Source organism: Yersinia aleksiciae, assembly GCF_001047675.1.
Lineage (GTDB): Bacteria > Pseudomonadota > Gammaproteobacteria > Enterobacterales > Enterobacteriaceae > Yersinia > Yersinia aleksiciae.
This window is the reverse complement of the sequence record NZ_CP011975.1, coordinates 663,882-685,318: the sequence shown is the minus strand read 5'-3', so window position 1 is coordinate 685,318 and position 21,437 is coordinate 663,882. Positions and strand designations below refer to the sequence as shown.

Below are 21,437 nucleotides of genomic sequence, written 5' to 3'. Positions count from 1 at the left end.
AGACGTTGCAACGTTGTTGGCGGCTTTCGTTCAGCCTAATCACTGACTGATGTCAGTGATTCTGGATTCACGCAATGGCTGCAACGCCAATGACTTTGAGTATTAAACCCGCCTCGGCGGGTTTTGACTTATCGGGCCTTGCTGGCTTGCTGTAGCCACTTATCCAGTTCGTTGGCAAACTGCTGGCGGTCACGCTGATTTAAGGTATTGGGGCCACCGGTCTGAATGCCACTGGCGCGCATGGTATCCATAAAATCACGGATATTCAGCCGCTCACGGATGGTATCAGGGGTGTAGCGCTCACCGCGTGGATTGAGCGCGATACCGCCTTTCTCAATCACCTCTGCCGCCAGTGGGATATCGGCGGTGATCACCAGATCATTTTTTTCCACCCGCTGCACGATTTCGTTATCGGCGACATCAAAACCGGAGGCAACCTGTAACGTGCGGATAAATTTAGATGGCGGTGTTTTCAGTGGCTGATTCGCCACCAGTGTCACCATGATGCCAGTACGATCAGCGGCGCGAAACAGCACCTCTTTAATCACATTCGGACAGGCGTCCGCATCAACCCAAATTTGCATCAGTGCTGTTCCCCTGCGGTTAGCCAATCTTTGACGGGCAGAAAATCGCGGTACAACGCCGCTTCAGCGCTATCTGCCGTCGGTTGATAGTTATATTCCCAGCGCACCAGTGGCGGCATGGACATCAAAATAGACTCTGTGCGCCCACCGGTTTGCAAACCGAACAAGGTACCGCGATCCCAAACCAAATTGAATTCAACGTAACGGCCACGGCGATAAAGCTGGAACTGGCGTTCACGTTCGCCCCAACTCAGCGTCTTACGCCGTTCGACAATCGGCAAATAGGCATCGAGGAAGCCATCACCGACCGCCTGAGTGAAGTGGAAGCAGGTAGCAAAATCAGGGCTGTTCAGATCATCAAAGAACAAGCCGCCGATCCCCCGCGCTTCATTACGATGCTTAATATAAAAATAGTCATCGCACCATTTTTTATAGCGCGGATAGACTTGTTTACCAAAGGGCTGGCACAGCTGATAGGCGGTCTGATGCCAGTGAACTGCATCCTCTTCAAAGCCATAAAAGGGCGTTAAATCAAAGCCGCCGCCAAACCACCACACTGGATCTTCGCCGGGTTTCTCGGCGATAAAGAAACGCACATTGGCATGGCTGGTGGGCAAATAGGGGCTGAGCGGGTGAATAACCAGTGATACGCCCAGGGCCTGAAAACTGCGACCGGCCAATTCGGGGCGATGTGCCGTAGCGGATGCGGGAAGCATCGCGCCTGAAACGTGGGAAAAGTTAACCCCCGCCTGCTCAAATACCGCGCCATTAATCAATACCCGGCTGCGCCCACCACCACCCTCTTCGCGGGTCCAGTTCTCTTCGGTGAACGTAGCGCTGCCATCGGCTGCGGCCAGTGCGACACAGATTTTATCCTGCAAATCCAGCAGATAGGTTTTGATTTGGGCTATATCGGGTAAATTCATCAGAAGGGTTCTAATTATCGGGTAATTTTCAGGGGCCAAGTATACCCCGATTTACCGCCAGTGTTGTACTCTCGGTGTGGATTAGAGCTTATTGAGCGGGAGCCGAACGAGATTTATCTGGTTCTGCCCAAATATCATTACGTACTATCACTAGGGGAAATATAACTTTATTATGGCGTGATATAATATTGCGTAATCATCACATATCCATTTGACTCAAGGGTGCGAATATCCATGGAAATCCGCGTATTTCAGCAAACCGATTTTGAAGAAGTCATTCTGCTGTGGGAGCATTGCGACTTACTGCGGCCTTGGAACGATCCGGAGATGGATATTGAGCGTAAGCTGAACCATGATCCCGAATTGTTTTTAGTCGCAGAGGTCAGCGGCGCAATTGTCGGCTCGATCATGGGCGGTTATGACGGCCACCGTGGCTCGGCATATTACCTGGGGGTGCACCCCGATTTTCGCGGACGTGGCTTTGCCAATGCGCTGATCAGCCGTCTGGAAAAGAAACTCATCGCTCGTGGCTGCCCGAAGCTGAATATCATGGTGCGCGAAGACAATGACGCGGTAATTGGCATGTATGAAAAGCTCGATTACGAAACTCAAGACACCATCATGCTGGGCAAACGGCTGATTGTGGATCAGGAGTATTGATGGTTGGTTTTTAAAGCCACTGGCGGGTGATGATACATTTGGCGTAATGAGGTGGGGCAACCCTATCCCCAAGTCAGGGGTCTTTCCGCGCAAGTATGCCTTGGGCTGCTTTCTTCATGATGGGTCGGTAGGGTTCGTGTGCGGTCTGCTGACGTTAATTCCTTATTTGCGCAGTCGGGGACTTTCGATCATTACATCGTAAATATCATTATGTTCTTTAGTTAATACTTTTACTGATATAGGTATTCTATTTTTCGCATAATTAAATGTGAAAATATTCTGTAGAACTGCCATTTAAAATAATATTTCCCATGATATAGTCCAATTCTATTGTATTTACCAATAAGACTTGCAGCGTTTTTTATTAATCGCTTTCTTAATTCTATTTTTCTAATTTTAATATATTAGATAATTTTATACATGCCCTAAATAATTCGTGTTGCAGGAGGGCGGTATGAGAGGTAATCCCGATGAGTTTACTGTGATAAATGATTCGGGATATTTATCGTCGCCAACGCACATGCAGCTTGAAGTATGACGGGTATAAACGGGGAAATATATTCTTATGCGTAAAGTAACTTATTTAATGACAACGTTAGCTATTACATTAAGCACCTTTGCTTACTCCGCTAATGCTGCGCCGAAAGGCAAAGATGCGCCGGTGACGATTTTAGTCTCAGCATTATCATACAGCTTCCCACATTTTGTTTTTCTACAAGAACAACTTGAAGATGAAGCTAAAACATTGGGCCATGTAAAAATTATTCGTTCTGATGGTCAATTAAGCGCGCCTAAACAAATTGCTGATATTGAAGCGGCAATTGTTCAAGGGGTTGATGGCATTATTATCGCACCCGCCGATGCAACGGCATTGGCACCGGTATTACGTAGCGCCATTAAAGAAGGTATTTCAGTTGTCACCATTGACCGCCCGGTCAATGGGGTGCCCGAGGTGATTGCCAACGTGGCAGCAGATAATTTAATCGGTGCGCAGCGTCAAGGCGAAGCCGTAGAGAAATTATTCCCTCAGGGTGCCACTATTATTAACTTGCAGGGAATCCCAGGTGATAAGACAGCCAATGACCGCAGTAAGGGCGTGCACGACACATTAGATAAGCACCCTGAACTTTACAAATTTGTCGCCGAGCAAACTGCGCGCTTTAACCGCGACCAAGGTTTATCAGTGACAGAGAATCTGTTAACCGGTTTGGCAAATACCCCAACCGTGATTGTCGCGGGTAATGATGATAGCGCATTGGGTGCCGCACAAGCGGTCGAGGCTCGCGGTCTGAAGGGCAAGGTGGCTATCTTTGGCTATGATGGTTCCACCGATGCCCTGAAAGCGGTACGTGATGGTGTGCTCACCGCGACAGTCGATCAGTATCCGGGTAAACAGGGCCGTGAAGCGGTAAAAATCCTGACCGATTACATCCGCACCGGCGCTCGCCCTGCAACAGTCGATGTTTTAGTTAGCCCAGTCGCGATTACCAGCCAGAATCTTAATGATGCAGAACGCATCGGGCTCGTAAAATAATGTCGGTCGAGACTCTATTATTATCTTCACATCCCGTTTCTCCGGCAGTGAATCGGGATGGAGATGAATATATTAGTATCCGGAATCTGACCAAATCATTTTTTGGTCAGACCGTGCTGGATAGCGTCTCTTTTTCTTTGCGGGCGGGGGAAATAAGAGCGCTATTAGGTGAGAATGGTGCGGGTAAATCTACGCTAATTAATATATTAAGCGGCGTGCATCAACCCGATGGTGGCACTGTTATTTTACAAGGCCGTTCGACATCATTTAATAAGCCGCTAGATGCCTGGAAAACCGGTATTACAACTATCCATCAGGAATTTAGTCTTTTTCCTGATTTAACGGTTGCCGAAACTATTTTTGCTGGGCACTTGCCGGTTAATCGATTTGGCTTTGTTCGCTGGAACGCCATCCTGAATGATGCGCGCCAAGTATTAGAATTACTGGGTGTCCCTATTAATCCGTTACGCAAAATTGCGGAATTAAGTATTGCGGAACAGCAATTAGTTGAAATTGCGCGGGCGCTCACCTCCAAACCCCGCTTAATTATCATGGATGAGCCCACCGCAGCATTAAGCCCAACGGAAGTCGAAAAATTAAAGCAGGCAGTGCGGACCATTGCTGAAAGCGGTGTGGCTGTTATTTATGTCAGCCACCGATTGGAAGAGATCAAGGCCTTATGCGAAACCTACAGCGTATTAAGGGATGGTCAGCTTGTTGGGCAGGGCGAGGTTAAGAATATCTCTATTGATGGCCTTGTACGGCTGATGGTCGGGCGTGATTTAGCGACTTTTGATCACTCAGCGCGTGACACGACGGGCCACAATATTTTGGAAGTTGAAAACCTGTCGAGCGCCGCCACTGGCTTTGAGCGAGTGGCAGTACGGAATGTCAGTTTTACGGTGAAAGCGGGCGAAATCGTCGGTTTTGCCGGGCTGGTGGGGGCTGGTAGAACAGAAATTGCCCGGTTGCTCTTTGGTGCAGATCCGATAGGCACCGGCACATTACGTCTTCAGGGGAAAGCCTATCACCCGACCTCACCACGTGATGCGATTGTTGCCGGTATCGGCTTGGTGCCAGAGGATCGTAAGCAGCAAGCCTTGTTTATGTCTCTGACGGTAGAAGAGAATTTCGCGATTATCCATTCACCTTTACGCACCGCTCGTCACTTTATTGATCGTCAACGTGAGCGGCTCTCCTTTCTTGATTTTAAAAAAAAGTTAAACCTGCGCGCCGTCAGTTTGGGGGCCGACATCGCCACCTTGTCGGGGGGCAACCAGCAAAAGGTGGTACTGGCCCGTTGGATGGCTCAGAACCCGGCGCTGCTGATTGTCGATGAGCCGACGCGCGGAGTGGATATTGCCGCTAAAGCGGATGTCCATCGGCTGCTGCGTGATATGGCGGCAAAGGGCGTGGCGATCATTTTGATCTCCTCGGATTTACCTGAGGTGCTTGCCGTCAGTGACCGCATCCTCACTATGCGCTCGGGGCAATTAACCGGCGAGTTATTGGCGCATGAGGCCAATGAAGAAAATGTCATGCAATTGATGACGCGCCCTGTTGTCCCTGTGTGAATAATTGCGCCAGTGTGAATTAATTTATTGGATTAGAGAGATGACTATGAGTTCGACAATCCTGATTGGAAATAAGAACAGCAGTAAGAAGAAAGCTATTCTGGCGCGTTACGCCCCGCTGATTTTTCTTGTGCTGTTAATGGCGCTATTTACGTTATTAGCCCCGCGTTTTCTCTCATCAATCAATCTTTTCAATATTGTCAGACAGGTTTCTATCTACGGCATTATTGCCGTGGGAATGACATTTATTATTTTGACCCGTGGCATTGATTTATCCGTCGGGGCCATCGCCGCGTTATCAGGCATGGTCGCCGCCGTGGTCGCCAAGGGCGGTATTGAAGGCCAGTTTATGCTGTTCGCTGATGGGCGGGTGATTGCCTGGCAATGGGCTGCATTGGCCGCAATCATTACCGGCGGGGTGGCGGGCGCACTGCAAGGATTGATCATCGCACGCCTGGCTGTGCCGGCATTTGTCGTGACATTAGGTGGGTTGACCGTGTTTCGTGGCCTGACACTGATGATCAGCAATGGCAGCCCCGTCAGTGGGTTTGATGACGCCTTAGGCTGGTGGGGGCGAGGCATGATCGGGCCGGTTCCGGTGCCGGTTATTGTCTTTGCGCTGGTGGCGATTATCGCCTCAGTGACCCTGCATTTTACCCGCTATGGCCGCTCGGTCTATGCCATTGGCTCAAATTCGGAAGCGGCGCGCTTATGTGGCCTGAATGTAAAAGGGGTAGTGGCCAGTGTATATGTGCTGACCGGATTACTGGCCGGATTAGGCGGTTTTTTACTCACCGCGCGTCTGAATTCGGCGGAGGCCGTGGCGGGTAATCAGTATGAGTTGTATGTGATCGCGGCGGTGGTGATTGGTGGCACCAGTTTGTATGGCGGCACGGGCAGTATTTGGGGGACGGTGATTGGCACCCTGCTGATTGGCGTGTTGCTCAATGGGCTGGTTATTTTGAATATCTCTCCCTACCTACAGCAGTTGCTGATTGGCATCATTATTGTTGCCGCCGTGACATTTGATATCTTCATCAAGAGGCAAAAACGATGAGCAGAGCTGTTTTCCTGACCGGTACTTCGGCCATTGAGGCGGCCAAACAAACGCTGTCGGCAACGTCGTTATCCGCCGAATTTGATCATGGCGCTTTGCGCTGGATTCGTTGGCGTGGCGTCGAGATTTTGCGCGCGCTGACATTTTTGGTTCGCACGCCGGGGTGGGGCACCCCCGAACCGCAGATTAGCGGATTAAATATTCAGCAGAGTGATGATACCTTTGAAGTGAGCTATCAGGCACATTACACCAATGGCAGCGAACAGCTCAGGGTCAACATCCGCTTTACCGGGCGCAGCGATGGGGCATTGTCAGCCAGCGCCCGTATTGCTGCCGAGACACCTTTTGCCACCAATCGTACCGGGTTTGTTGTGCTCTATCCTTTGGTCGGATTTGCGGGCAGCGCTGTTCAGGTTGAACACGCTGAAGGGGCGAGTGAAGAGTTAACGATCCCTGATGCCATTAGCCCTGGACAGCCGATATTCAATATTCGCGCAATGACTCATCGGCCAATCAAGCACCTGTCAGTCGTCACCCGATTTGAGGGCGATACTTTTGAAGCCGAAGATCATCGTAATTGGTCAGATGCCTCTTTTAAAATATACAGCCGCCCAATTGGCCTGCCTTATCCCTACCATTTGCAGCCGGAGCAAGTGTCGCATCAATCGGTCATTATCCATATTAGCGACAATGCGATCCCATCAGATGAACAGCCTGTCATCAAAACCGCAGCCTCTGCTCAAGTGGCGGTAGGGGCGGTCACAAAACAGGTTATTCCCGCGATAGGTCTGGGATTGTCCGCTGATGAGAGTGCCGATGCCATCGCCCATGCGCCACAACTGGCGCAGATTGGCCCTGTCCATTTATTGCTGCGCTATGACCCTGCCGCTCAGCACAAGAGTGAACATCTTGCCGCCGCCAGCCAACTGGCCTCCCGCACCCATTTGCCGGTGGCATTTGAATTGTTGCTCACTGCCAGCCATGACCCCGCACCGGAGATCGCACAGGCAGCGCAATTATTGAAGGATGTCGGCATTGCGCCGCTGTCAGTCGCGATTTTCCCCAAGATTGATGAGCGCTCATTCCAGCCCGGCGAGACTCGTCCGCCATCCCCCTCGGATGTGGATATCTATCGCGAAGCTAAAAAAGCGTTTCCTGCTATTCCGATTGGCGGGGGAAGCCCCGCTTTCTTTACGGAATTCAACCGCAAACGCCCCTCTATTGGTGCATTCGACTTTATTACTCACGCGACCACGCCAACAGTTCATGCGGCCGACGATGCATCGGTTATCGAAACCTTGCAATCGCTACCCCACATCATTCGCTCTGCCCGACAGATTATTTGTGCGGAAAAACAGATTGGTGGTTCTGAAAAGCAGATTCTTGGTTCTGAAAAACAGATTGCGAGAAATGTGCCTTATCGCATCGGCCCGATTGGCATTGGTGCGCGGTTAAACCCCTATGGCAGTGGCCCCGTCGCCAATCCGGACTCTGCGCGCGTGGGTTTGGCGGCTAATGATCCCCGCCAACGTGGCCTATTTGCTGCGGCATGGCATGTCGGCTATGCCGCGACGATAGCCAAACACGGGGTCGACACCTTGGTGCTAGGAGCACCGACCGGGCCGTTTGGCGTGATCTCAACTCAACAACGCTATGCCCGTGAGTGGTGGGATACGCAGGAGGAGGGCAGTGTGTATCCGCTCTTCCATGTGGTGGCTGATTTGGCTTCTGGCAGCGGAAAAACGCGCCTTGAAGTGGCATCAGACAGTGAAAAATTGGCGGTTATTGGCTGGCAAGAGGGTAAGGAGAATGTCCTGCTGATGGCTAATCTTGCCAGCGAGCCAGTGAATGTCACGCTAGCCGATGTGGGTGTGGCTCAGGTGCGCATTTTGGATGTTGCTCACAGTGAACAGGCGGCGTTATCGCCACAACACTTTCGTCAGGAAAGCGACGTGCGCGATATCGGTCAGGGTCTCACGTTGGATGCCTATGCAGTGGCAAGAATCCATTATCAGAGATAACTAACCCAATGACTTCAAGATTAAAAGGGGCCGTGGTGGGTTGTGGTTTTTTTGCCCAAAACCATCTGGCCGGTTGGAAAGATATTGACGATGTCGAGATTGTCGCGGTCTGTGATTTGGATATTGAGAAAGCCAAAGCGGCGGCAGAGAAATTTGGCATCGCCCACTATACCGACGATGTGAACGCGCTGTTCGCCACCCACAGGCTCGATTTCGTCGATCTTCCCACCACGATGGAAACCCATGAGGCACTAGTGGGCGCTGCTATGTCGCACCATATTCCGGTGATTGTGCAGAAGCCGTTTGCGCCCGACCTTGATGGGTGCCGCCGGATGGTGGCGATGGCACAGGCGGCCAATGTGCCGTTGATGGTGCATGAGGACTTTCGCTTTCAGAATGTTTTCAGAGCCGCCAAGAGGATTATCGACAGCGGCGAACTGGGGGAATTAACCTTTGGTCGGCTCTCGTGGCGAACCGCCATTGATGTCTATTCGAACCAACCCTACCTGATAAAAGTGAAGCGTTTCATGATTATGGACGTCGGGATCCACTTGTTGGATCTGGCGCGATTTCTCTTTGGTGATGCTCAAGGCGTGTTTTGCCACACCCAGCAAATCAAGGCGGGCATTGCCGGTGAAGATGCCGCCACCATCGTGCTCTCACATGACAGTGGCGCAACGACGGTGCTCGATTTCAGCTACGCGTCAAAACGCTACCCCGACCCCTTTCCACAGACATTGACCGAGATTGAAGGGACAGCAGGCACCTTGCTGATTGGGGCGGATCAGGTGCTCACCATCCACGCCAATGGCACATCCCGACAGGAAAAAGTCGAGCATGACGGGCGTTCATGGACGAGTGAGCCATGGACACAGATTCAGGACAGTGTGGTGCGGACACAGCGCCATTTTATTGCGTGTTTGCGCCAGAAGCGCGAACCGGAAACATCGGGCCGGGACAGTTTACTAACCTACGGCTTACTCGAGGCGGCCTATTTGTCAGCGTCAACGGCGCGGCAAGTTCAGCCCGAGAGAGATTAAGTCGCGTGAGGAGAGATGATGGGATTAGAAAACAGACGGCCATTGGGGAAAACTGGGTTTCAGATACCGACTGTCGGGGTTGGAACATGCCCATTAGGCGAATTATTCGAAGAAATTGCGGAGCAAGATGCCCATGCGACGCTGGAAGCAGCATGGGATAACGGTATCCGGCTCTATGACACCGCACCTTGGTATGGGCGCGGTCAAGGGGAACATCGAACTGGGCGTTTTCTTTATCGAAAGCGTCGTGATGACTATGTGCTATCAACCAAAGTGGGCCGCCGCCTGCGGGTGCCTCGCTCGCGAAAAACCTTCCAAACAGCCCCTTGGCAAGGCGGCTTGGCTTTTGATCATGTCCATGATTACACCTATGACGGCATTCTGCGCTCCTATGAAGACAGCCTACAGCGGCTGGGGATCAATAAAGTCGATATTTTATATATCCATGACTTGGATACGGGCTATTTCCCCCATGAACAGGATTTGCTCGGCAAGCTAAAAGAGCTGGAGTCCGGCGGTTTTAGGGCGCTGGAGGAGTTGAAGGCGGCTGGGGAAATTGCGGCATTCGGTGCTGGTGTTAATGAGGCGGGCATGATTAACCGCTTTCTGGATCGCTATCCACTAGATCTGTTTTTGGTGGCATCACGTTACACCTTACTTGAGCAAGATATCTATGCTGACGAGCTGCTGCGGGCACAGCGAGAGGGGGCAGGTATCGTCATTGGTGGCGTATTCAATTCCGGTGTCTTGGCGACCGGTATTCATGATGGGGCGCGTTATGACTATGGCAAATTGCCGGTTTCGGTGGCCGACCGTGTGAGAAAGCTGCAAGCCGTCGCTGCCGATTTTTCGGTCCCACTCGCCGCTGCCGCGCTGCAATTCCCGCTGGGATTCAGCGCTGTTGCCAGTGTGCTGTACGGCCCATCTCGACTCACTGAGGTTACGCAGAATTCAGTGAATTTTCAGCAACCTATCCCAGACGATTTTTGGCTCGCATTAAGAGCGCAGGGGTTGGTTGCGGAACACATTCCACTGCCCGGCTTACCCAGATAAATGCGATCGATTATTTTTACCAGGGGGTTATATGACATACAAAACAATAATTTCAGCCAATGAATTGGCAGCACATTTGCACGATACGAATTGGGTCATTTTGGATGCTCGTTTCACCTTGGATGATGAAAGCTGGGGGCAAAGCCAGTATCTGGCAGGGCACATTCCCGGTGCTCGCTATGCCAATCTGGCCACGGATCTGTCTGGCACCGTCATTCCTGGGCATACCGGCCGACGGCCATTGCCACAGATTGAGGCCTTTGCAGAAACGCTGTCTCAGTGGGGAATTGGCCCCAACACGCAAGTCATTGTGTATGACGCCAGTGGCGGGTTAATGGCGGCCTCGCGGACATGGTGGATGCTGCGTTGGCTGGGACATGACGCCGTGGCGGTATTGGATGGCGGTTGGCCCCAATGGCTTCAAGCGGGTTATCCCACCGCCACCGAGGTCCCGACCCCAATCCCCGCCACATTTGTTGCACAGGAGCGTCCTGATTTTCAGGCGAACGTGGCGCTGGTCGACGATGTCCGTCAGAACCCGGAATGGGCGGTGTTTGATTCCCGTTCGGAAGCCGGTTTCCACGGTGGCGGCGTCTATCACGATCCGGTTCGAGGACACATTCTGGGGGCCAGACTAGCGGATCGCGCGAACACACTCGACAGCAATGGGCTATTTCGCTCACCGCAAGAGTTACGCCAGCACTACACCCGCTTACTGGGGGATGTGCCGATTGAGCGCACCGTATTTTACTGCGGCTCCGGTGTGACTGCCGCCCAGAATCTTTTGGCGGTGGCCCATGCGGGACTGGGGGATGCCAAACACTATGTAGGTTCTTGGAGTGAGTGGATTATCGACCCTGCACGGCCAGTGGAGTTATAGGCCCTTTGTACTTGAAGTTGCAGGAGGGGGAGCTGGCGGCCTACTTGCAACACCAATGACTTTGGGTATCGCTTTTCGTGAAAATATGGATTTTAACATTTTATCTCACTGCTGGCGGTCGCGTTGGCGAGTGACTACTTGAAGGTATCTATGAGCAACATTATTGAGCAGCTATTTTCTTTGCAGGGCAAAGTAGTACTGGTTTCGGGGGCTGGTGGAGCTATTGGCAGTGTGCTGAGTCAGGCGTTGGCGAATGCCGGCGCGACAGTGGCATTACATGATATTGATCTCGCGCGAATCAAACCGGTTCAAGACACGATTGAAGCCGATGGAGGCAAAGCCTTATCGATTACCGCCGATTTAAGTGATGTTGCAGCTTGCCGACAGTTGGTGGATACCGTGCATGACAAACTGGGGCGCATTGATATCTTGCTCACCAGTGCTGGTGTCAATCGCCGAAAACCGATCAAAGATGTCAGTGCCGACGACTTTGATGCCATCATTGATATCAATTTACGTAGCGTCTACTTTTTGGCGCAAGCGGTCCAACCCTATATGGCAAAACAGGGGGGAGGGAAGATTGTTAATATCAGCTCACTGAGCGCGAAACACGCATTTAATACCATCTCTGTTTATGCCGCATCAAAAGCCGCGGTCAGTCAATTAACCAAGGCAATGGCTCGTGAATGGGTGGGAGATAATATTCAAGTTAATGCTATCGAGCCTGGATTTATTAAAACTGAATTTACACGCCCACTGTGGGATGACGAATATCGCTCAAAATGGTTTCAGAACTTTATTCCCCAAGGGCGCCTAGGCAATCCCGATGATTTGATTGGCGCAGTGCTCTTTTTAAGTTCGGCCGCCTCGGCCTATTTGACTGGGCAAGCCATTACCATTGATGGGGGGGTGTTAGCGGGGTCTTCATGGGTCAATCCCACTCCCCTTCATCCTTGAAGCCGCAGGGGTGTTCGCTGCGCGCACGCCCCCGAATCACTGACTTGAGTCAGCTCATCGGGCTGCGTTTGCTGGCTGCCTACCTGCGACTCCAATGATTTTGGGGAGTGATTTTGTTGTGGTTTGAAGCCGCAGGCGGGTTAGCTGCGACTCCAATGGCTTTAGATGCCAAATAAATTATTTAATCTTGGTGATGTTTTTCACATCCACTTCCACTGAATTCCAGTCTTTATCCACTTTCCCTTCGATTTGTACTTTATCTTGCGGAGTGATGGTTTGGCCTTTCCAGCGCTTGCTATCAATATCAACAGTGATGGTGCCAGTGTCGTCGCGGAAAGTATAGGTATCGTGGCCTAGCCGCTCGACGATATTCCCTTGCAGGGTAACACGGGCGTCATCCCGCATACTTTTGACTTTATCCACGGTGGTATTCGTGGCGCTAGGGCCGGTAAATCCGCCCTGAGTCGCGGGCTGAGTCTGGGTAGTTGCTGGGCCATCAAAGCCGCCTTTCGCGGTGTCGGTCGCGCTGTGGGCTAACAGTGGCGCACCGCATAACATCATAAGCGTTGCAGCTAAGGTTAATTTCTTCATTATATTGCTCCTTCAATGAATGAATAATTACGTCTGAAACGGGAGGCGACAAAAGCCTCTCTGGTACTCAAGGGTAGACCAAATTTACGTTAAAACATGCTGAAGTCTCAATATCAGGTGATTAAATGGGGGGTGATGTGGATTTTATCAACCACTGTCAGTGGCTTTCATCTGGGGAGCGCAGTAAATTAGATGCGCCGCTGACCAGTGATAGCGATCAATGCCTGCGCGGGAATGGCACTTTTTCGGCGCTGAGGACTCCAACCACTGGTTATCATTTTTCAACTGCCCATAACTGCGCTTCTGTGTGGTGTTTTTTGCAGAGAAGCTGATTGGATGCAGTGGTTTTTTTAAGGAGCTTTAGATGAATATTCGCCCACGGTTGTCTGGGGTGCGGTTGTTATTACTGGGTGCCCCTTTGTTGCTGGCTGGGTGTTCAAGCATGTCCGGTTTCTCTTGGTCAAGTCTCTCTCCGCTCAATTGGTTCAGCGGCAGTAGCAGTTTACAGGTGACTGATCAGGGTGTCGGCGGAATGACTGCCAGTACGCCGCTGGCCGAAAATGAGATTAAAGATGGGCTGAAAGGTGATTATCGGTTACGCAGCGGAATGGCGACCAATGATGGCAAATTAGTCTCTTTCTATCAGGCGATGAAAGAAGACCAAATTAAGCTGGTAATATCGGGTCAGCCAAAAGGCACGGTAGAACGTATCGACGTAATGGATAAAAATATTCCTAGTCAATCGGGCGTCAAGATTGGCACCCCATTTAGTGATTTATATCAAAAAGCCTTTGGTGTTTGCCGCCAAGGTACCGGTGAGGATGCCGCGCAAATAGAGTGCGCCGCACCGGACAGCAAGCATGTAAGCTACTTATTTGCAGGTGACTGGCATGGCCCTGAAGGTTTGATGCCGTCTGATGACACGTTAAAAAGCTGGAAAGTGAGTAAGATTATCTGGCGAGCCAAAAGCGAATAAATATTATTATCTTCTTATTCCCATCCTATTAAGGCGCTATTTTTCTAGCGCCTTAATATAATTCCTATCCATGTTACACCCTTCTCCATTTTATTTTGCGTTCACGCAAGGTAATTTTGAATGCTTCAGTTACTATATTCGCTATAACCAATATCGGCTTTTAGTAAGGAAAAAAGATGACTCAAGTACAGAGTGGCATTTTGCTGGAGCATTGCCGTTTTGCCATATTTATGGAAGCAAAAGTGCAGGGCGAATTTGATGCCATTCGTCAGGGCTGTAAAAAATTCTGCCACTCATTGCAAGAGTTGCAGCAACAATTTCCTCATGAACATCTCGGTGCCGTTATCGCTTTCGGTTCTGACGTTTGGCACGATCTATCCAATGGGCAGGGCGCGAAAGAGTTAAAGCCTTTTGTCCCACTGGGTAAAGCACCAATGATTGCCCCTGCAACTCAACGCGATTTATTGATTCATATTCAATCACTGCGTCAGGATATCAACTTTACCTTAGCGCAAGCGGCGGTTGCGGCTTTCGGTGATGCTATTGCTGTTGAAGAAGAGACGCACGGTTTCCGCTGGGTTGAAGAGCGTGATTTTACCGGCTTTATTGATGGTACCGAGAACCCACAGGGCGATAGCCGCCCAGAAGTGGCGGTGATTGCTGATGGCGAAGAGGATGCGGGCGGCAGTTATATCCTGGTTCAGCGTTATGAGCATGACCTGAAAAAATGGCAGCGCATCCCTGAGCATAAACAAGAGCAAATTGTTGGGCGCACCAAGCATGACAGTCAGGAGTTGTCGTCGGATCAACGTCCAGACACTTCTCACGTCAGCCGAGTCGATCTGAAAGAAGATGGCAAGGGGCTGAAGATTTTGCGCCAAAGCCTGCCTTACGGTAAAGCCAGTGGCAAACATGGCCTCTATTTCATTGCTTATTGCGCACGCTTACACAATATCGAGCAGCAATTACTCAGCATGTTTGGCGCAATAGACGGCAAGCATGATCTGTTGCTCGGTTTCAGCAAACCGGTGACGGGCAGCTATTATTTTGCGCCGTCATTGACTAAATTATTATCGCTATAATAAAGAAAGGCCGGATATCCGGCCTTTTATTTTGTTCTCGATGATTGCCACTCAATTAAGCAGAATATATTGCGTCACGCATTCTGTTCACGACAGTTTGTTTCTGCTCTTTGGTCAATGCCCGCAGTGGCAGACGTGGATTACCGGCATCAATGCCGTGTAACTGCATCGCCGCTTTGCCCGCCGCAACACCACCAAACTCAACCAGCACTCGAATCAGTGCGATAACCTGATCCATACTGCGCTGTACCGCGACTTGATTGCCTGCGTTGAAGTCAGCAATGATTTTGTGGAACAGCGGGGCAGCATAGTTATAGGTGCTGCCGACTGCGCCGATAGCGCCCACGGCCAAACCACCCGGCAGATGTTCATCTACACCAAATGGAATATCAAATTTACCGCCACTCACTCGTAGGCAGCGCTGGAACTCATAGAGATCCGCATTATTGAATTTGATCCCTGACAGGTTAGGGATCTTGGATTCGGCTTTGATCAGGAATTGTTCCATATCCAAATTCACACCGGACATCCCAGAGTGATAGTAATAGAAGCCTTTCGACGGCGCAGCGGCCGCAATGGCCTGACAGTAGGCGATGAGATCATCGAGATTGCCGGGCTTAAAGAAGCAAGGTCCGATGGCGGAGGTTGCGAAGATATCCAGTGTTTCTGCATGACGGGAGAGATCGACAGCATCTTTGATGCTGAGTGCACCCGTGTGCAAGGTAATGCTCAGTTTGCCTTGTGCCGCGTTGACCCAGCGCTCAGCAATTTTTTTGCGCTCTTCAACCGAGCAGTGAATGCCCTCGCCAGTGGTGCCGCAAACATAGACCCCTTTCACGCCATCATTGACCAGATGCTCGGCGATTTGGTCAATAACGGGATAGTTGACCTCACCCTGCTCATCAAAGGGAGTGTGCGGAGCTGCGATCAGGCCGGTTAACTTTTTCATACGCATCCTTATAAATCAGAGAGAGTGGGTCGCCCAGATGGGCGCAATAGTCATCAGTATTCAGTCAGTTTTGCGGCTTCATGCTGTTTGATAGCCTCGCAGAACCAACCGCAAATATGTTCGATTCGGGTAATGGCTGAGCCGACGGTCACCGCATAAGCCCCCGCGGAGATAGCCGCTGCTGCCAGTGCGGGTGAATTATAGCGGCCTTCAGCGATCACTCGACAACCGGCTTGAGCCAGCTGATTCACCAGCGCCAGATCTGGCTCGGTAGGCACGGGATCTTGGGTATAGCCGGAAAGGGTGGTGCCGATAAAGTCGATACCTAATCGATAGGCCTGCAAGCCATCGTCAAGATTGGAAGCATCCGCCATCGCCAGACGACCGGTCGCTCGCACCCGTTGAAACAGATCTTCAACCGAAACCGGACGGGCGCGGCAGGTGACATCAAACGCGATAATATCGGCACCGGCGGCACTTAGGTCATCGACATCTTCCAGCCAAGGGGTAATTCTGACCTCGGAATCTGGCAGGTCGCGCTTAATAATGCCGATAATCGGCGCATCTGTAACCCGGCGCACCGCCAGAATATTGTCGATACCTTCAATCCGCAGGCCAACGGCACCGCCAGCAAGAGCCGCACAAGCCATTGCCGCCACAATTTCAGGCGTATCCATGGCGCTACCGGGGACTGGCTGGCAAGATGCGATCAGGCCATTTTGCAGCTTGTGGCGAAGATCACTCGTGTTACTCATGGTCGGGTCACTCGCAGTCAGATTGCGCACGGTTTTTAGCTCCGATCTTTAATTTTAAATGAAGTTTTACTCCATTATGTTAGATCTTTTAGTTGCGGGGTGCAATGGTGATGAAGGTAAATAAATGTCTTTTTCGGAGTGTAACTCCAATTTAAAAATATTAATGGAGTTATGACGGAAAAATTGCCATAGTCACCCCATTAATGTCATGACATTCATTACAGGTGCAAGAGGGTTACGCCAGATGGGAAAAGTGTTAGCACTAGATATCGGTGGGACAAAAATTGCTGCGGCAGTGGTCACCGAGAGCGGTATGTTGATCGGTCGCCAGCAGGTGGCAACGCCACGGGGCGGGGCGGAACAACTGGCTATCGCACTGGACACCTTGATCGCACCTTATCGGCATCTGGTTGATTTTGTTGCGGTGGCCTCAACGGGCATTATCAGTGGTGGTCGACTCACCGCGCTGAATCCCGCCAATTTGGGCGGGCTGGCAGATTTCCCATTGCAGGAGTGTATCCAGTCGATTGCTGATTTACCCTGTGTGCTGCTCAATGATGGGCAGGCCGCAGCCTGGGCTGAGTATCAGGCATTAAGTGATGATCGCAACAGTCAGATTTCTGTCAATAATATGATGTTCGTGACGGTATCCACGGGTGTGGGCGGCGGCATCATCTTGAATAAAAAGCTGCTGGTCGGCAATCACGGGCTGGCAGGTCACATTGGCCACACACTCGCCGATCCTCATGGCCTGTTATGTGGCTGTGGTCGCCGTGGATGTGTCGAAAGCGTGGCATCCGGTACTGCCATTGGTGCCGAAACCTTAGGCTGGAAACAGCCCGCCGCTGCCGCCAAAGTGTTTGAGATGGCGCAACTTGGCAATCTTCAGGCGGAAAATATCATTAGCCGTTCTGCGATGGCGATAGCACAGATGTTGGCAGACATGAAAATGGCCTTGGATCTGGAAATTGTGATTCTGGGCGGCAGTGTCGGGCTGGCGGTGGGGTATCTGGAGCGGGTGATTGGCGCGCAAAAGGCGCTGCCGGAAATTTATCGCGTACCAATGCAGGCGGCATGTCATCGGCAGGATAGTGGTCTGCTGGGGGCGGCACTGTGGGCAAGATCATCACTCTAATTCATTAATTCAGACGACTGACAAAGCTGATCGGTGCAGTCGCCTCGCCAGACTGCAGGCGGTCATGTCGGTTTGTTAGCCATTATCATTATTCTTTTACCAGTCATCGAGGCCAGTATGATCAGCGGATCATTAACACAAACAGCATTTTTCGGTGGGTTGCCAGAGCGACTTCAATGGGTTTTAGCTTATTTGGCCAAGCAGCCACTGGTGGAGCTTAGCTGCGGGCGTCATGAGATCGATGGCGAGTTGCTTTTTATGAATGTAATGGAGTTTGACACCCAACCCGCTGAGAGCAAAAAAGCTGAAATGCATCGCACCTATGCGGATGTCCAGCTGTTGATAAGCGGCATTGAAGGCATTGAGTATTCCACTCTGACGCCAACGGAGCATCTGGAAGCTTATCATGCGGATGACGACTACCAACTCATCGCCGAGATCCCGGATAAGAGCCTACTATGCATGTTGCCGGGGATGTTTGCGGTGTTTCTACCGGGTGAGCCTCATAAGCCAGGCTGCAAGATTACCGGCTCCGGCACCATTAAAAAGGTGGTGGTAAAGGTTCACCACAGCCTATTGTAAATACTCTATCGATATGATTTTTATATAATAAGAACGCACGTGATCTTTGACATCTTCCCCGGCCCCCCGGGGTTTTTTTATGGATTTTTTATGGAATGCATCCCGCATAACACAGCCATTGTCCTTCACGAAATGGGCCAATTATGTCATGATGCGCCCCAGATATGTCCCCTGTTCATCCATTCTCTTTCCCTTGAGGTGTCCGCGTGAAAACTGGTGCCCCCCGTTTTAAGCCAGGTAAAATTCTTGATGCCTTGGGTGCGATGCAAAATAGCCTGACCCGCTCAGCGCAGCGAATTGCCGCCTATATTTTGGCGGAACCGGCTAAGGTGACCCACCTATCCATTGCTGATCTCTCCGCGCACACGCAGGCGGGTGAGGCCACTATCATCCGCTTCTGCCGGACGCTGGGTTATAAAGGGTTTCAGGATTTCAAAATGGATCTGGCCATTGAAGTGGCCACCCGCCATAACAGTGAAAACAGCCTGTTGGATGCAGATGTGCAAGAGGGCGATGATGCGCTGGCGATTGGCAATAAATTGCAGTCGGCGATTAATAACGTGCTGTCAGAAACCCTAAATCTGCTCTCTATCGAGAGTGTCGAACAGGTGGTTAAGTTACTGCGTCCAGCGGATCGAATCTGCATTTTTGGTGTCGGTTCTTCTGGTATCACCGCGGAAGATGCCAAAGGTAAATTAATGCGGATTGGGCTGCGGGTTGATGCCGCTACCAATAACCATTTTATGTATATGCAAGCTTCGCTGATGCGCCCCGGTGATGTGGCGATTGGTATCAGCCACTCGGGGACCTCGGCGGAAACCGTGCATGCCCTGAAGCTGGCGAAGCAGGCGGGTGCGACCACAGTGGCATTGACTCACAATATGGGCTCTACCATTACTGAGCTAGCGGATTATGTGCTGATTAACGGTAACCGCCAGGGGCAGCTGCAAGGGGACTCCATCGGCACCAAAATCGCGCAACTCTTTGTGCTGGATTTGATCTACGCCCTACTGGTCAAAGCCGATCCGGCGCAGGCGGAGAGCATTAAGCGGAAAACTACCCAAGCGGTTAGCCAAAATGGATGACCGGTAATACATTTCCTGCTGCAATACCTAACCCCCGCTGCGGAGATATTCCGCCAGCGGAGGTAAACACCCCGTTATCCTGTTGCCTCTCTCTCGCCCGCTAGCATTTCGCCATCTTTGTCACGTTTTAGACACATAGTGATTGAATTAGTGAGCTGATCTTATACACTCAAATGGAGTTTTACTCCTTTGTGTGTTTTTGTTTGGAGTAAAACCACATAAATATAAATGTGGCGAGAACCATCGGGTAGTGACAGATTATGTGATGATAAACAATCGGTTGCTATGGTTATACCTGCCGCGAGGAAAACAGTTTCTGCCAGTGAACTTGGCTGGTGGTGGAGAGAGCGACGATATGAGCACTTCAGTAGGATCTCGTGGAGACAAGCCATTGCGCTGGTACAAGCAGCTAAGCCCTGCGCAATGGAAGGCATTTATTGCCGCCTGGATCGGTTATGCCCTGGATGGTTTTGATTTTGTTCTTATTACTCTGGTTCTGACTGATATTAAACAAGAATTTGGTCTGACACTGATTCAAGCCACCAGTCTGATCTCAGCCGCCTTTATTTCACGCTGGTTCGGCGGTTTGGTTCTGGGTGCCATGGGCGATCGTTATGGCCGCAAACTGGCGATGATCACCAGTATTGTGCTGTTCTCCTTCGGCACGCTGGCCTGTGGTTTAGCGCCCGGCTACACCACCCTGTTTATCGCCCGACTGATTATTGGCATCGGCATGGCTGGTGAGTATGGCTCGAGTTCCACCTATGTCATGGAGAGCTGGCCGAAGAATATGCGTAACAAAGCCAGCGGTTTTCTGATCTCTGGCTTCTCTATCGGCGCAGTATTGGCGGCTCAAGCTTACAGCTACGTGGTTCCGGCATTTGGCTGGCGTATGCTTTTCTACATCGGATTGCTGCCAATTATCTTTGCACTCTGGTTGCGTAAAAATTTGCCAGAAGCTGAAGATTGGGAGAAGGCCCAAAGTCAGCAACAGCACGCTAAACAGACTAAAAATCGCAACATGGTGGATATGCTGTATCGCAGCAATCTAAGTTATCTGAATATTGGTCTGACAATCTTTGCCGCTGCAGCGCTCTATGCCTGCTTCACCGGCATGGTATCGACTCCGGTGGTGGTGGTTCTCGGTATTCTTTGCGCCGCAATATTCGTCTACTTTATGATTCAGACCAGCGGTGATCGCTGGCCGACGGGCGTGATGCTGATGGTGGTGGTGTTCTGCGCCTTCCTCTATTCATGGCCGATTCAGGCACTGCTGCCCACTTATCTGAAGATGGATCTGGGCTATGACCCGCACACGGTCGGCAATATCTTGTTCTTCAGTGGGTTTGGTGCGGCGGTGGGATGCTGTGTCGGGGGCTTCCTCGGTGATTGGTTAGGCACCCGCAAAGCCTATGTGACCAGCTTGCTGATTTCGCAATTACTGATCATTCCGCTGTTTGCCATCCAGGGTAGCAGCATCCTGTTCCTTGGCGGCCTACTGTTCCTGCAACAGATGTTGGGGCAGGGGATTGCCGGATTGCTGCCAAAACTGTTGGGCGGCTATTTTGATACCGAACAACGTGCGGCGGGCTTGGGCTTTACCTACAACGTCGGTGCATTGGGTGGGGCATTAGCGCCGATTCTCGGGGCATCCATTGCTCAGCATCTGAGTCTTGGCACCGCGCTAGGTTCGCTCTCGTTCAGCCTGACGTTTGTGGTGATTCTGTTGATTGGTTTTGATATGCCATCCCGCGTGCAGCGCTGGGTGCGGCCATCTGCTTTGCGCATGGTGGATGCCATCGACGGTAAGCCATTTAGTGGCGCTATTGGGCCGAGTCATGCGAGCGTGGTCACACAGAAATAAATTAAGCCAAGGTTTTATCGCCCAGCGCAGGTCGGCTGGGCTTTTTCATGGGTAGAGAAGCGCAAAATGGGGGGCTGGCGACCAGCGGTGTGACTGGCTTAGAGCATTTGATACTTGCACATCACTAAACGG

General features: G+C 51.2%; 20 protein-coding genes. 15 read left to right on the top strand and 5 right to left on the bottom strand.

The features are described from left to right. Positions 1-128 precede the first annotated feature (128 nt). The gene (locus tag ACZ76_RS03320; protein WP_048616788.1) at positions 129-584 is read right to left on the bottom strand and encodes a YaiI/YqxD family protein; all 456 of its coding nucleotides are present in this window, start codon (positions 582-584) and stop codon (positions 129-131) included. Beyond that, positions 584-1,510, bottom strand: coding sequence for an oxygen-dependent coproporphyrinogen oxidase (hemF, locus tag ACZ76_RS03315; protein ID WP_048616786.1), 927 nt, complete (start codon positions 1,508-1,510; stop codon positions 584-586). The genes ACZ76_RS03320 and hemF overlap by 1 nt, the downstream gene beginning before the upstream one ends. A 234-nt stretch (positions 1,511-1,744) precedes the next feature. Between hemF and ACZ76_RS03310 the strand changes: the two genes are divergently transcribed. The 9 genes from ACZ76_RS03310 (at position 1,745) to ACZ76_RS03270 (ending at position 12,286) form a co-directional block, all read left to right on the top strand. Further along, entirely contained in the window at positions 1,745-2,170 is a 426-nt protein-coding gene (locus tag ACZ76_RS03310; RefSeq protein WP_048616784.1) for a GNAT family acetyltransferase, read from the top strand. A 565-nt stretch (positions 2,171-2,735) separates the two neighbouring features. Beyond that, positions 2,736-3,704, top strand: a complete 969-nt coding sequence (locus tag ACZ76_RS03305) for a substrate-binding domain-containing protein (protein ID WP_048616782.1) — start codon at positions 2,736-2,738, stop codon at positions 3,702-3,704. Beyond that, on the top strand, positions 3,704-5,278 hold the full coding sequence (locus tag ACZ76_RS03300; protein ID WP_235428208.1) for a sugar ABC transporter ATP-binding protein: 1,575 nt from the start codon (positions 3,704-3,706) through the stop codon (positions 5,276-5,278). Before ACZ76_RS03305 ends, ACZ76_RS03300 begins: the two co-directional genes overlap by 1 nt. Before the next feature lie 46 nt (positions 5,279-5,324). After that, complete coding sequence (locus tag ACZ76_RS03295) at positions 5,325-6,335, top strand: ABC transporter permease (protein WP_074007571.1); 1,011 nt, start codon at positions 5,325-5,327, stop codon at positions 6,333-6,335. Next, the gene (locus ACZ76_RS03290) at positions 6,332-8,356 is read left to right on the top strand and encodes a hypothetical protein (RefSeq protein WP_048616780.1); all 2,025 of its coding nucleotides are present in this window, start codon (positions 6,332-6,334) and stop codon (positions 8,354-8,356) included. The genes ACZ76_RS03295 and ACZ76_RS03290 overlap by 4 nt, the downstream gene beginning before the upstream one ends. An 8-nt stretch (positions 8,357-8,364) precedes the next feature. After that, entirely contained in the window at positions 8,365-9,396 is a 1,032-nt protein-coding gene (locus ACZ76_RS03285; RefSeq protein WP_048616778.1) for a Gfo/Idh/MocA family protein, read from the top strand. A gap of 18 nt (positions 9,397-9,414) precedes the next feature. Next, positions 9,415-10,449: an aldo/keto reductase gene (locus ACZ76_RS03280; RefSeq protein ID WP_048616776.1), complete on the top strand. Its 1,035-nt coding sequence runs from the start codon at positions 9,415-9,417 to the stop codon at positions 10,447-10,449. Between the two features lie 31 nt (positions 10,450-10,480). Beyond that, positions 10,481-11,329 carry a sulfurtransferase gene (locus ACZ76_RS03275; RefSeq protein WP_048616774.1) on the top strand — a complete coding sequence of 283 codons (849 nt, stop codon included), beginning with the start codon at positions 10,481-10,483 and terminating at the stop codon, positions 11,327-11,329. A 150-nt stretch (positions 11,330-11,479) separates the two neighbouring features. Further along, positions 11,480-12,286, top strand: coding sequence for an SDR family NAD(P)-dependent oxidoreductase (locus tag ACZ76_RS03270; protein WP_071840461.1), 807 nt, complete (start codon positions 11,480-11,482; stop codon positions 12,284-12,286). 177 nt (positions 12,287-12,463) lie between these two features. On the opposite strand, the gene ACZ76_RS03265 is transcribed toward ACZ76_RS03270, so the two are convergent. Continuing rightward, complete coding sequence (locus ACZ76_RS03265; RefSeq protein WP_048616770.1) at positions 12,464-12,877, bottom strand: YgiW/YdeI family stress tolerance OB fold protein; 414 nt, start codon at positions 12,875-12,877, stop codon at positions 12,464-12,466. Between the two features lie 364 nt (positions 12,878-13,241). Between ACZ76_RS03265 and ACZ76_RS03255 the strand changes: the two genes are divergently transcribed. Further along, the gene (locus tag ACZ76_RS03255) at positions 13,242-13,853 is read left to right on the top strand and encodes an RpoE-regulated lipoprotein (RefSeq protein ID WP_048616766.1); all 612 of its coding nucleotides are present in this window, start codon (positions 13,242-13,244) and stop codon (positions 13,851-13,853) included. 176 nt (positions 13,854-14,029) lie between these two features. Continuing rightward, positions 14,030-14,935 (top strand): Dyp-type peroxidase, encoded by a 906-nt coding sequence (locus ACZ76_RS03250; RefSeq protein WP_048616764.1) that lies wholly within the window; start codon positions 14,030-14,032, stop codon positions 14,933-14,935. A 55-nt stretch (positions 14,936-14,990) separates the two neighbouring features. Here the strand turns inward: ACZ76_RS03250 and ACZ76_RS03245 are convergent, their stop codons facing one another. Together ACZ76_RS03245 and ACZ76_RS03240 are read right to left on the bottom strand one after the other, a co-directional pair. Next, complete coding sequence (locus tag ACZ76_RS03245) at positions 14,991-15,884, bottom strand: dihydrodipicolinate synthase family protein (RefSeq protein WP_048616762.1); 894 nt, start codon at positions 15,882-15,884, stop codon at positions 14,991-14,993. A gap of 53 nt (positions 15,885-15,937) precedes the next feature. Beyond that, positions 15,938-16,639 carry an N-acetylmannosamine-6-phosphate 2-epimerase gene (locus ACZ76_RS03240; RefSeq protein WP_071840525.1) on the bottom strand — a complete coding sequence of 234 codons (702 nt, stop codon included), beginning with the start codon at positions 16,637-16,639 and terminating at the stop codon, positions 15,938-15,940. A 244-nt stretch (positions 16,640-16,883) separates the two neighbouring features. Here ACZ76_RS03240 and ACZ76_RS03235 point away from each other — a divergent pair, with 244 nt between their 5' ends. The 4 genes from ACZ76_RS03235 (at position 16,884) to ACZ76_RS03220 (ending at position 21,305) form a co-directional block, all read left to right on the top strand. Then, positions 16,884-17,774: an N-acetylmannosamine kinase gene (locus ACZ76_RS03235; RefSeq protein ID WP_048616760.1), complete on the top strand. Its 891-nt coding sequence runs from the start codon at positions 16,884-16,886 to the stop codon at positions 17,772-17,774. 117 nt (positions 17,775-17,891) lie between these two features. Then, positions 17,892-18,356, top strand: a complete 465-nt coding sequence (gene nanQ, locus ACZ76_RS03230) for an N-acetylneuraminate anomerase (protein WP_048620171.1) — start codon at positions 17,892-17,894, stop codon at positions 18,354-18,356. A gap of 263 nt (positions 18,357-18,619) precedes the next feature. Further along, positions 18,620-19,441 carry a MurR/RpiR family transcriptional regulator gene (locus ACZ76_RS03225; RefSeq protein ID WP_244317112.1) on the top strand — a complete coding sequence of 274 codons (822 nt, stop codon included), beginning with the start codon at positions 18,620-18,622 and terminating at the stop codon, positions 19,439-19,441. A 355-nt stretch (positions 19,442-19,796) separates the two neighbouring features. Beyond that, positions 19,797-21,305 carry an MFS transporter gene (locus ACZ76_RS03220; RefSeq protein WP_048620170.1) on the top strand — a complete coding sequence of 503 codons (1,509 nt, stop codon included), beginning with the start codon at positions 19,797-19,799 and terminating at the stop codon, positions 21,303-21,305. Positions 21,306-21,437: the final 132 nt, after the last annotated feature.